This is a genomic window from Enterobacter sp. CM29 (assembly GCF_013179605.1).
Classification (GTDB): domain Bacteria; phylum Pseudomonadota; class Gammaproteobacteria; order Enterobacterales; family Enterobacteriaceae; genus Enterobacter; species Enterobacter intestinihominis.
This window is the reverse complement of the sequence record NZ_JABMCU010000154.1, coordinates 1-10,686: the sequence shown is the minus strand read 5'-3', so window position 1 is coordinate 10,686 and position 10,686 is coordinate 1. Positions and strand designations below refer to the sequence as shown.

Below are 10,686 nucleotides of genomic sequence, written 5' to 3'. Positions count from 1 at the left end.
CGTGAACGGCAAAAAAGCCAGCGTTAAACGTCTGAATGCGAATTTCTATGAGATCCATGGTAACGGTTTTGTGATATCGATAAGCCTGGATGAAAACGGTATTACGGACGCGTCATGGAATAAAACAAAGGGACGTGAACACGGCGTTTTACGCGTTACCCAAAAATAAACAGTCTAAGGAGGCTCTCCGCCTCCTTTTAGCCTGCCAGGCGCACAATTTGCCACACTCTTTCATCTGATTTTACAATGCTGACAATCCATATATAAATCACTGTTTTTATTAAGAATAAACTGCATATTTTTGCCGGAAAATGAGGTTATCCCCTCCCCTGTGCCCTGTGTCACAAAACAGTAAACAAATTAACCATTGAGCCCGGTGACAAAAGGCTCTATATTGGCGGCGTTTTTTTCAGGCCCCATCTGTTTTTTAACTTTTTATTCAATCGTTGCTCATAACGAAGCGGCGGTTGTAGGAGTGATATGATGACGGATAAAGTCCGTATTGACACCGTAGATGCCCACAAAAGCAACGAAACCTATCTGGCCCGTCAGGCCGAGTTTGAATCTAACGTCAGGAGTTATCCGCGCAAACTGCCTTTAGCGATCACGAAAGCAGAAGGCGTGTGGATCACCGATGCAGATAATAAAGAATACCTTGACTGTTTAGCAGGCGCAGGCACCCTCGCGCTTGGCCACAATCATCCTGATGTGCTGAAAAGCATCCAAAATGTCATTACCAGCGGCTTGCCGTTACATACCCTGGATCTGACTACGCCGTTGAAAGACGCGTTTTCAGAATACCTCCTCTCTCTGTTGCCTGGTCAGGGCAAAGAGTACTGTCTGCAATTCACTGGCCCGTCCGGGGCTGACGCCGTTGAAGCGGCGCTGAAGCTGGCGAAAAAAGTAACCGGTCGCAGCGGTATCATCAGTTTCTCTGGTGGTTACCACGGTATGACCCACGGTGCACTGTCCGTCACCGGTAACCTGTCTCCGAAAGAAGCGGTTGACGGTATGATGCCAGAAGTCCAGTTCATGCCTTACCCACACGAGTACCGCTGCCCACTGGGTATCGGTGGTGAAGCGGGCGTGAAGGCGCTGACCTACTACTTTGATAACCTGATCAACGACGTTGAAAGCGGCGTGCGTAAACCTGCCGCGGTGATCCTGGAAGCTGTTCAGGGCGAAGGCGGCGTGAACCCGGCTCCGGCTGAGTGGTTGCAGCGCATCCGTAAAGTGACTCAGGAACACGGCATTCTGCTGATCCTCGACGAAGTTCAGGCTGGCTTTGCCCGTACCGGTAAATTCTTTGCCTTCGAACACGCAGGCATTGAGCCTGACATCATCGTGATGTCCAAAGCAGTTGGCGGCGGTCTGCCACTGGCTGTGCTCGGTATCAAGAAGCAGTTCGATGCGTGGGCGCCTGGTCACCACACCGGTACCTTCCGCGGCAACCAGCTGGCGATGGCAACCGGTCTGACGACGCTGAAGATCCTGAAAGACCAGAATATCGCGGGCAAAGTTGCCGCACAGGGCGAATGGCTGAAAGGCCAGCTGAAAGAGATGGCGAAACGCTATCCGGTGATCGGCCACGTTCGCGGTCTGGGCATGATGATCGGTATTGAAATCGTTAAGCCACATGAAGCCGCCGACCACATGGGTTGCTTCCCGGGCGATGGCGAGCTGTCTGCACTGATCCAGAAGAAGTGCTTCGAAGCAGGCCTGATTCTGGAGCGTGGCGGCCGTAACGGTATCGTTCTGCGTCTGCTGCCGTCACTGCTGATCAGCGATGACGAGCTGAAAGTCTTCCTGGATAAATTCGAGCAGGCACTGCTTGCTGCGGGCGTTCGCCCGGCGTAACCGGAGTTGTTGATTACGATGTCTGATTCAAACCCAATTTTGTTCTCCTCTGCCCAGAGCATTGAAGCTTACCAGCAGGCGATTGAACAAAGCACTCAGGCTGTGATGCAGTGGCTGAAACAACCTGAGATGTACCAGGGCAAAACGGTCGCGGAGCTGCGCGACCGTATTAAGCTGGATTTCAACCCGAAAGGGCTGGGCAACGAAGCGGCGATTGAACGCGCCGTGGAGTTCTTCCTGAAAGACAGTTTGTCCGTTCATCACCCGCAGTGCGTGGCGCACCTGCACTGCCCAAGCCTGGTCGTAAGCCAGGCGGCGGAAGTGCTGATTAACGCCACCAACCAGAGTATGGACTCCTGGGATCAAAGCCCGTCCGCAACCATTATTGAGATCAAGCTGATCGAATGGCTGCGTACCTGCGTGGGTTATCAGGCTGGCGACGCAGGCGTCTTCACCAGCGGCGGCACCCAGAGTAACCTGATGGGCCTGATGCTGGCGCGTGATGCGTTCTTCGCGCGTCAGGGCCACTCGGTACAGCAGGACGGTCTGGTGGGCGATCTGCGCAAAATTCGCGTGCTGTGCTCTGAAAACGCCCACTTCTCCGTGCAGAAAAACATGGCGCTGATGGGCCTGGGCTACCAGTCCGTGGTGCAGGTGAAAACTGATGAATTCTCCCGCATGGATCTCACCGATCTGGCGGCGAAAATCGAACAGTGCAACGCGAACGGCGAACAGATCCTGGCGATTGTGGCCACGGCCGGCACGACGGATACGGGTGCTATCGATCCGCTGCGTGCCATTGCCGAGCTGGCTGCGAAACAGAATATCTGGGTACACGTTGATGCGGCCTGGGGCGGCGCGCTGCTGATGTCTGAGCAGTATCGTCACTACCTGGACGGCATCGAGCTGGTGGATTCCGTGACGCTGGACTTCCACAAGCAGTTCTTCCAGACCATCAGCTGCGGTGCCTTCTTGCTGAAAGAAGCACGTCATTATGAGCTGATGCGCTATCAGGCGGCTTACCTGAACTCTGAGTTCGATGAAGAAGCGGGCGTGCCTAACCTGGTTTCCAAATCTCTGCAAACCACCCGTCGTTTCGACGCGCTGAAGCTGTGGATGAGCCTGGAAGCGCTGGGTCAGGAGCAATATGCGGCAATTATCGATCACGGCGTGACGCTGGCACAGCAGGTTGCGGCTTACGTAAAAGAGCAGTCTGCTCTGGAACTGGTTATGCAACCCCAGCTGGCAAGCGTGCTGTTCCGCTTCCGTCCGCAGACCCAGATGGCTGACGCCGGTATCGCCCTGCTGAACCAGAAAATTGGCGATGCGCTGCTGGAATCCGGCCGCGCAAACGTCGGGGTGACCGAGCATAACGGCGTCACCTGCCTGAAGCTGACCCTGCTGAACCCAACCGTGACGCTGGAGGACGTTAAAGTCCTGCTGTCTCTGGTTGAGCGTACCGCGCAGGAAGTGATGGCGAAGTAATGCTTTTCCCTCTCCCATCCGGGAGAGGGTTTATTTTCCCGTCCTGACGCCCCTATCCTTTTTTCCTCGAAGCATAACCGTAGTCATACTGGCTGTACCCCGAGCTGTAAAACAGCGCTGCGGATTTAACAATATCGTTGAGGATTGTGCCGCTGACCTTCACGCCAACGTGCTGTAGACGTTTAACGGTATTCTCCATCTCTTTCACGCTGGTTTTATCGTAACGGGCAACCATTAGCGTTGTTCCGGCTGCTCTGGCAACCAGCGCGGCATCATTGACGGCAAGAACTGGGGGTGTATCGATGATGACAATGTCATAGTGCTCGTTAACCCAGGACATGATGTCAATGAACCGTTCGCTTAACAGCATTTCTAACGGACGCAGGGGTTCCGGGCCGCAGGTGATGACGTCAATTCCCCCTTTTTCAGCATGCTGAATGACCTCCCCAAAGTCGCGCTTCCCTTCCAGCAGGCAGGATAATCCGTGGCGGTTCTCCAGGCCAAAAATATTATGCACATAACCCTGGCGCATATCCGCATCAATAAACAGCGCCCGCTGACCGCTCTGCCCGGCAATGGCCGCCAGGTTCGTCGCCACCAGTGTTTTTCCGCAGTCCTGCGTGGGGCCAGAAATCATCACAATGCGATTCTCAGCCTCCATCATGGTGAAATGCAGACTGGTTCGCAGCCCGCGTACCGCTTCAACAAACATATCAGCAGGTCGATCGACTGGCAGGAAAGGTACATCCGAGGTTTTGTGTGTCCAGCGACGAGAAAACGGATTTTTTCTGCGCAAATGCGTTTTACTCCACAGCCACTGTGAACGTGGTAACGTCGCCAGAACCGGCATCCCCTGCGCTTCCAGCTGTTCGGAAAGCGTGATCCCACGTTTGAACGCCTGACGTACCAGTACGGTCCCCATTGAAAGGATGAGCCCGAACAGCGCGCCAAGCGCAATGATTAGCGCTTTTCGCGGTTTTATCGGATCCGGGAGTGTAACCGCCTCATCAATGATCCTCACGTTCCCGACAGCGCTGGAGCGGGAAATATTCAGCTCCTGCTGACGCGTCAAAAGCTGTAAATAAATCGTGCGGCCCGACTCAACATCGCGGCTCAGGCGTAAAATCTCCTGCTGCGTGGAGGGCATCGAGGACACACGGTTATTCAGACGATCCCGTTCCCGCACAAGGGTTTGTCTTTTTTCATGCAATGCACGGTAGGTAGGGTGACTCTTTTTAAAGAGCTGGGAAATTTCTGCCTCCCGGAACGTCAGCTCATTTAGCTGATTCTCAACGTTCACAACCTGATCCAGGACGGATTTTGCCTCTAAAGACAGATCCACAGAGTCGCGCTGCGCCCGGTAGGCATTCAGCCGCGCTTCAGCCTGATCCAGGTCCGCTCTGATTTTCGGTAACTGCTCCTGTAAAAAATCCAGACTACGCGAATCCTGAGCCTCCTGGCGCGCGATATTTTGCTGAAGATAATTTTCAGCAATCGCATTCAGCACCCGGGCGATTTTGTCAGGATCTTCACCCGTCAGGGTTAAGGTCACAATACCGCTCTGTTTCTCCGATTCCACAACCGTCAGACGCTTCTTCAGTGCATTGATCGTCTCCAGGCGCGTCAACGACTTAAGCGAAAACTGTGTGCCTGGCGTCGCCTCAATCGAGGTCACCCGCAGCACGATCCCTTGCGTAACCAGCGTTTTACCAACCTGGCCGTCTGCCTCAATGTATTCGCCCGTCAGGTGATACCTTCCCGCTTCCTGTACGGTCAGCGTGAGTTCTTGCGCTTTGCCCTCCACCTGCGGGATCTGGAGTTCGCCTAACGTTATGTTGCCCTGGCCACGCCCTTGCAGACGCTGCCAGAGACGCCCCACCACAGGCAAAACGCGCTGCTTTGCCTGATACGTCAGATCTAATTTGTCGACGGTCTCGCCAAGGATCATGCGAGATTTCAACAGTAAAATTTCAGGGGCAACATCCGGCGAAATATCGGTGCCCAGCTGGCTCAAGCCTTTGAGCAGGCCGTTATCCTGTTTGCTTTCTATTTGCACCATAGCATCCGCCTGATAAACAGGTGGCGTAACCCAGGCATAGAGGCCCGCGCATAAAGTGAAAAGGAAAGTCACGCACAATATCATCGTGCGGTGGTCGATCATTTCGCCGAGCAAACGAACGAGATCGATTTCATTTTGTTCGGGTGCCCCTGCACCATAACTGTCTGTTGTGTAAGACGACATTAATGCTTTATTCCTTTCTGTCCTAAACGACGTGCCCATTCCTGGCTGGCTTTACCCAATAGCCCGAACACATATTCAAACGCTTCACGGCTTTTACGATAGGGGTCTGGGATATCCTGCGGCTCCAGCCACTGCCCAAAAAGCAGCGACTTCCCCCTGTTTTCCGGTGCCATGGCTGCAATGAAGCGAAGATGTTCCGGCTCCATAACCAGGATGAGATCGGATCCCTGCATCAGCCTGCGTGTCAGCCTGCGCGCCACATGACCGTCGAGGGAGATCCCATGCCGCCAGGCCACGTCCTGGGCGCACTCATCCGCCGGATACCCCTCAAGGCCGAGTATTCCCGCCGAGGTGATGTGTCTGTCGGGCAAGTGCTGGCGCAAAAGCCGTTCTCCAATCGGAGAACGGCAGACATTTCCGGTACATACCACGAGTATTGATTCGAACATTATTGCGGCCACGATCTGATATAACGAACCGTTTCGGTGAGGTCATGCACCCCGCTGATTGTCGGAACAAGCTGTGTTATTACGCGATTCCAGCGGGAGAGTGGAGCAGTGGTGACATAGACAATGTCGTAAGGCTCAAGCTGAAACTCGGTGCCCAGCACCATGGCCGAAGCGTCTTTTGCATTCAGTTGATAGATATTCGCAATTTTCCCGGACTCGCGTACCGAGCGGATAACAAAAATACCCGTCGCATCAGCCATATTCTGGTCCAGGCCACCGGCATTGCCGAGCGCTTCAGCCAACGTCATGCCGCTGCGATCCATCTTCAGCGTGCTCTGTTTAACAACTTCGCCCATCACGAATACTTTCAGCGCATCGTTGCGGGGAATAAACAAGATGTCGCCAGGGTTGAGCAGCTTATTCTGGGTTAAATCGCCATGCTGCATCAGGGCATACAGGGAAATTCGGGAATCCTGACCGTTGTGAGTCAGCACCACGTTCCGCCAGTCCGCATCAGCAGTAAGCCCACCTGCGGCATTAACGGCATCCATAACCGTCAGCGGAATGTTGGTGATGGCCTGCTGGCCAGATTTCGCCACTTCTCCCGTAACGTAGGCTTTTTGCGAACGGAAAGCGGCAACGCTGACGTCGACCTGGGGGCTTTCAATGACGTTATCCAGCCGCGCGGTGATCTCCTCGCGCACTCTGGAAACCGTTTTTCCCGCCACGTGCAGTTTACCCACGTAAGGATAAAAGAGCGTGCCATCGGCATTGACCCAGTTTCCCGTATCGCTTGCGCTGCGATACTGTCCCGCGGGCGTAGTCAGCTCCGGGTGATCCCAGACGGTGACCGTCAGGATGTCACCGATTCCAATACGGTATTCCCAGTTTTTGACCTGCTCATCAAGATTAGGATTTGCCTGAGATTTAGCTGCTGCGGGACGTAGTTTCTCAATTAATCCGGGCGTAAGTGGATAAATTTCGATTTGTTTATCTAAACTATTATTGAGATCAGCCGGCGCAATTATTTTTTTGCCTGCGGAACTTAACGTTTGGCCGGGAGAAATTACGCACCCCGCCAACTGACTTATTGCTAAGAATATTACAGATAATGCTGTTGTGTTTTTCATTTATATATACTTATCATCCCTGCTCGTAGCGAACGCCCGACGGGGCGCAGCCCTGCGCTAACCCACGCTTGAAATAAGTTTCTTTTCAAGGGAATACTAAAACGTAATCTAAAAGTGAAGACACGAATTGCCCGATCTGTGACGGGCAATTAATTAAAATATAATCTTCCTGAAAATCTTAAAGCCTGTGGCAAAAAAAAGCACGATCTACAGTTTATAAAATTACGGCAACAATGTATTTTCAGAATTAATTCAGCAAAACGATAGTTACAATGAATTATTCCCGTCAGCACGCATTCATATCAAAAATACTCACAACCGCTGGCACTACACAAAACCGTTCACTTTTGTTACATTTTTTTTCAAACACACCCTGTTTTGATACTTAAAATGGGCTGTCTGCCGCACTGTCCCCCGCAGACAAGCGTATCCGTAACGATATCACTGGAGAAAAAATGGCTAAGCGTAAATTGGTGCTTCTGGGTGTATTACTGTCTCTGGCGGGCTCCGCATTCGCAGCCCCGCAAACGGCCGCCGCGCCTTCCGGCATTAAGGCTTATGAAGAGCAGGAGTTCATCGCCGACTTCACCAAATTTAAGATTGGCGATACCGCGCCCGCGCAGTATCAGACGCCAGAGTACACCATCAAACAGTACCAGCTACGTAACCTTCCCGCGCCCGATGCCGGTACGCACTGGACCTACATGGGTGAAAATTACGTTCTGATTGGCGATGCTGATGGCAAAATCTACAAAGCCTATAACGGAGATATTTTCTATCACCGCTGATACGATGATCCGGCCCTGGCAGGAGGACGACCGGCCATTTCTGCGCACGCTGTACCTGCATGCACGACGCGTGGCCTGGCCATGGCTGGACAATTCTGAATGGCAGCTTGAGGATTTTGACGCCGCAACGCGTGACGAGCAGATCTGGGTTGCGATTCACGACGGTCACCGGGTAGGGTTTGCCTCCGTCTGGGAAAATGATAACTTTTTGCACAATCTGTTTGTCGACCCGCAGTATCAGCGTCTGGGAGTTGGCCGTTTGTTACTGGAACAAGTACAGAGGACGTTTACCAGTACAGGCGCCCTGAAGTGTCTGGTGAAGAATGAGCGAGCGGTTGCGTTTTACCAGCGCCACGGCTGGCACATTGAGGCGACGGGGGATTCTCCGGAAGGAGAGTATTATTTGATGCACTATCGGCTTGGGTAAAGTCAGGTGGCGCTACGCTTACCTGACCTACAAAATCGAGGTAGGCCGGGTAAGGCGAAGCCGCCACCCGGCACTAACGCGCAGAGGCGTTACACCGCGCGGAAGGCGATCTCGCTCGGGATCACTTCCCCCTGCCAGTACAGTTGCGCCGCAACGCGCCCCGCCAGCTGACGATAGATTTCCGTGAATTCGCTATCAGGACGGCTGACCACCGTCGGCTTCCCGCTATCCAGATCTTCACGCAGTGTGATATGCAGCGGCAGTTGCCCCAGCAGTTGGGTGTGATATTGCGCCGCCAGCTTCTCCGCACCGCCGGTACCGAAGATCGGCTCATGGTGTCCACAGTTGCTGCAAATGTGCATGCTCATGTTCTCGACGATGCCGAGTACCGGCACCTCCACCTTCTCGAACATGACGATGCCTTTTTTGGCGTCGATCAGCGCGATATCCTGCGGCGTGGTGACCACGACGGCGCCGGTGACCGGAATGTTCTGCGCCAGCGTCAGCTGGATATCACCGGTGCCCGGCGGCATGTCCAGCACCAGATAATCGAGGTCAGGCCACATTGTCTCCTGCAACATTTGCAGCAACGCTTTGCTGGCCATCGGGCCGCGCCAGACCATTGCGTTATCGTCCGTGACCAGGTAACCAATGGAGTTGGTCGCCAGACCGTGCGCCACGATCGGCGCCATGTGGGTACCGTCCGGCGAAGTTGGACGCTGGTTTTCAGCACCCAGCATGTTCGGAATGGACGGGCCATAAATATCCGCATCCAGAATGCCGACTTTCGCCCCTTCTGCCGCCAGAGCAAGCGCCAGGTTCACGGCGGTCGACGATTTACCCACCCCACCCTTGCCAGAACTGACGGCGATGATGTTCTTCACGCCGTTAACGCCCGGCTGATTTTTCACGCGCTTGAGCGTGGCGATGCTGTGGCTTAGCTTCCAGTCAATTGCTTTTGCGCCAGTAATGCGCAGCAGCTCAGAACTGGTTTGCTCTTTCAGGGCATCAAAGGCGCTGGTCCAGACGAACGGCATCTGCAGCTCAATGTGCAGCGTATCGTCCAGCCATGCGACATGATGAAGCGCTTTCAGCGTCGTGAGATTGTGCTTCAGGGTTGGATGCTGAAAATTAGCCAGCGTCCCGGCGACCATTGCTCGTAAGGCTTCCGGTGATTTGGCCTGGGATTGAGAACTCATCCCGACTCCTTTGTTCTTGTGAATAAGACCTTAGATGAACAAGTTTACCTGAAAGGCCGTGGTTTGTGCTTACTTAATAATGCCCCTTTTGGTAATATCGAAAACCCTTTTCACAGTTAAAAGAAGTAATGCCTACTATGACTCAAGTCGCGAAAAAAATTCTGGTAACGTGCGCCCTGCCGTACGCCAACGGCTCAATCCACCTCGGCCACATGCTGGAGCATATCCAGGCTGATGTCTGGGTCCGTTACCAGCGAATGCGCGGCCACGAGGTGAACTTCATCTGTGCGGACGATGCCCACGGCACCCCAATCATGCTGAAAGCGCAGCAGCTGGGAATTTCCCCGGAACAGATGATCGCCGAAATGAGTCAGGAGCATCAGACCGATTTTGCTGGCTTTGACATCAGCTATGACAACTATCACTCCACGCACAGCGACGAGAACCGCGAGCTGTCAGAGCTGATCTACACCCGTCTGAAAGAGAACGGTTTCATTAAAAACCGCACCATCTCTCAGCTGTACGATCCGGAAAAAGGCATGTTCCTGCCGGACCGTTTCGTCAAAGGCACCTGTCCGAAATGTAAATCCCCGGACCAGTACGGCGATAACTGCGAAGTGTGTGGCGCGACCTACAGCCCGACCGAGCTTATCGAGCCGAAATCCGTGGTTTCCGGCGCCACGCCGGTGATGCGTGACTCCGAGCACTTCTTCTTCGACCTGCCGTCGTTCAGCGAAATGCTGCAGGCGTGGACCCGCAGCGGCGCGCTGCAGGAGCAGGTGGCGAACAAGATGCAGGAGTGGTTTGAATCCGGTCTGCAGCAGTGGGATATCTCCCGCGATGCGCCATACTTCGGCTTCGAAATCCCGAACGCGCCGGGCAAATATTTCTACGTCTGGCTGGATGCACCAATCGGCTACATGGGCTCCTTCAAGAACCTGTGTGACAAGCGCGGCGATACCCTAAGCTTCGACGAGTACTGGAAGAAAGATTCCACCGCCGAGCTGTACCACTTCATCGGCAAAGACATCGTTTACTTCCACAGCCTGTTCTGGCCAGCGATGCTTGAAGGCAGCAATTTCCGCAAGCCGACTAACCTGTTCGTACAC

General features: G+C 53.8%; 9 protein-coding genes. 5 read left to right on the top strand and 4 right to left on the bottom strand.

All coding sequences use genetic code 11. From position 1 onward, the window contains the following. The first annotated feature begins 480 nt into the window (after positions 1-480). Positions 481-1,857, top strand: coding sequence for a diaminobutyrate--2-oxoglutarate transaminase (locus HP459_RS17045; protein ID WP_032623920.1), 1,377 nt, complete (start codon positions 481-483; stop codon positions 1,855-1,857). 18 nt (positions 1,858-1,875) lie between these two features. After that, the gene (locus HP459_RS17040; protein ID WP_171936521.1) at positions 1,876-3,342 is read left to right on the top strand and encodes an aspartate aminotransferase family protein; all 1,467 of its coding nucleotides are present in this window, start codon (positions 1,876-1,878) and stop codon (positions 3,340-3,342) included. Between the two features lie 52 nt (positions 3,343-3,394). Here the strand turns inward: HP459_RS17040 and HP459_RS17035 are convergent, their stop codons facing one another. Genes HP459_RS17035 through HP459_RS17025 form a run of 3 tightly spaced genes read right to left on the bottom strand, consistent with a single transcriptional unit; the run spans position 3,395 to position 7,163 of the window. Further along, positions 3,395-5,584 carry a polysaccharide biosynthesis tyrosine autokinase gene (locus HP459_RS17035; RefSeq protein WP_171936520.1) on the bottom strand — a complete coding sequence of 730 codons (2,190 nt, stop codon included), beginning with the start codon at positions 5,582-5,584 and terminating at the stop codon, positions 3,395-3,397. Continuing rightward, positions 5,584-6,033 carry a phosphotyrosine protein phosphatase gene (locus HP459_RS17030; RefSeq protein ID WP_022648670.1) on the bottom strand — a complete coding sequence of 150 codons (450 nt, stop codon included), beginning with the start codon at positions 6,031-6,033 and terminating at the stop codon, positions 5,584-5,586. Before HP459_RS17030 ends, HP459_RS17035 begins: the two co-directional genes overlap by 1 nt. Beyond that, positions 6,033-7,163 carry a polysaccharide export protein gene (locus HP459_RS17025; RefSeq protein WP_022648671.1) on the bottom strand — a complete coding sequence of 377 codons (1,131 nt, stop codon included), beginning with the start codon at positions 7,161-7,163 and terminating at the stop codon, positions 6,033-6,035. The genes HP459_RS17030 and HP459_RS17025 overlap by 1 nt, the downstream gene beginning before the upstream one ends. A 455-nt stretch (positions 7,164-7,618) precedes the next feature. On the opposite strand from HP459_RS17025, the gene HP459_RS17020 reads away from it, so the two are divergent. Together HP459_RS17020 and HP459_RS17015 are read left to right on the top strand one after the other, a co-directional pair. After that, complete coding sequence (locus HP459_RS17020; RefSeq protein WP_022648672.1) at positions 7,619-7,951, top strand: RcnB family protein; 333 nt, start codon at positions 7,619-7,621, stop codon at positions 7,949-7,951. After that, the gene (locus HP459_RS17015) at positions 7,902-8,378 is read left to right on the top strand and encodes a GNAT family N-acetyltransferase (RefSeq protein ID WP_032622520.1); all 477 of its coding nucleotides are present in this window, start codon (positions 7,902-7,904) and stop codon (positions 8,376-8,378) included. Before HP459_RS17020 ends, HP459_RS17015 begins: the two co-directional genes overlap by 50 nt. Positions 8,379-8,467: 89 nt before the next feature. On the opposite strand, the gene apbC is transcribed toward HP459_RS17015, so the two are convergent. Then, on the bottom strand, positions 8,468-9,577 hold the full coding sequence (gene apbC / locus HP459_RS17010; protein ID WP_022648674.1) for an iron-sulfur cluster carrier protein ApbC: 1,110 nt from the start codon (positions 9,575-9,577) through the stop codon (positions 8,468-8,470). A gap of 137 nt (positions 9,578-9,714) precedes the next feature. Between apbC and metG the strand changes: the two genes are divergently transcribed. Continuing rightward, positions 9,715-10,686, top strand: a 972-nt coding sequence (metG, locus tag HP459_RS17005) for a methionine--tRNA ligase (protein WP_171936519.1), incomplete at its 3' end; no start/stop codon positions are given.

Bases quoted from the DNA above. Each gene is read 5' to 3' on its own strand.
- HP459_RS17045 (WP_032623920.1), top strand. From the start codon at position 481: ATGATGACGGATAAAGTCCGTATTGACACCGTAGATGCCCACAAAAGC.
- HP459_RS17040 (WP_171936521.1), top strand. From the start codon at position 1,876: ATGTCTGATTCAAACCCAATTTTGTTCTCCTCTGCCCAGAGCATTGAA.
- HP459_RS17035 (WP_171936520.1), bottom strand. From the start codon at position 5,584: ATGTCGTCTTACACAACAGACAGTTATGGTGCAGGGGCACCCGAACAA.
- HP459_RS17030 (WP_022648670.1), bottom strand. From the start codon at position 6,033: ATGTTCGAATCAATACTCGTGGTATGTACCGGAAATGTCTGCCGTTCT.
- HP459_RS17025 (WP_022648671.1), bottom strand. From the start codon at position 7,163: ATGAAAAACACAACAGCATTATCTGTAATATTCTTAGCAATAAGTCAG.
- HP459_RS17020 (WP_022648672.1), top strand. From the start codon at position 7,619: ATGGCTAAGCGTAAATTGGTGCTTCTGGGTGTATTACTGTCTCTGGCG.
- HP459_RS17015 (WP_032622520.1), top strand. From the start codon at position 7,902: ATGGCAAAATCTACAAAGCCTATAACGGAGATATTTTCTATCACCGCT.
- apbC (WP_022648674.1), bottom strand. From the start codon at position 9,577: ATGAGTTCTCAATCCCAGGCCAAATCACCGGAAGCCTTACGAGCAATG.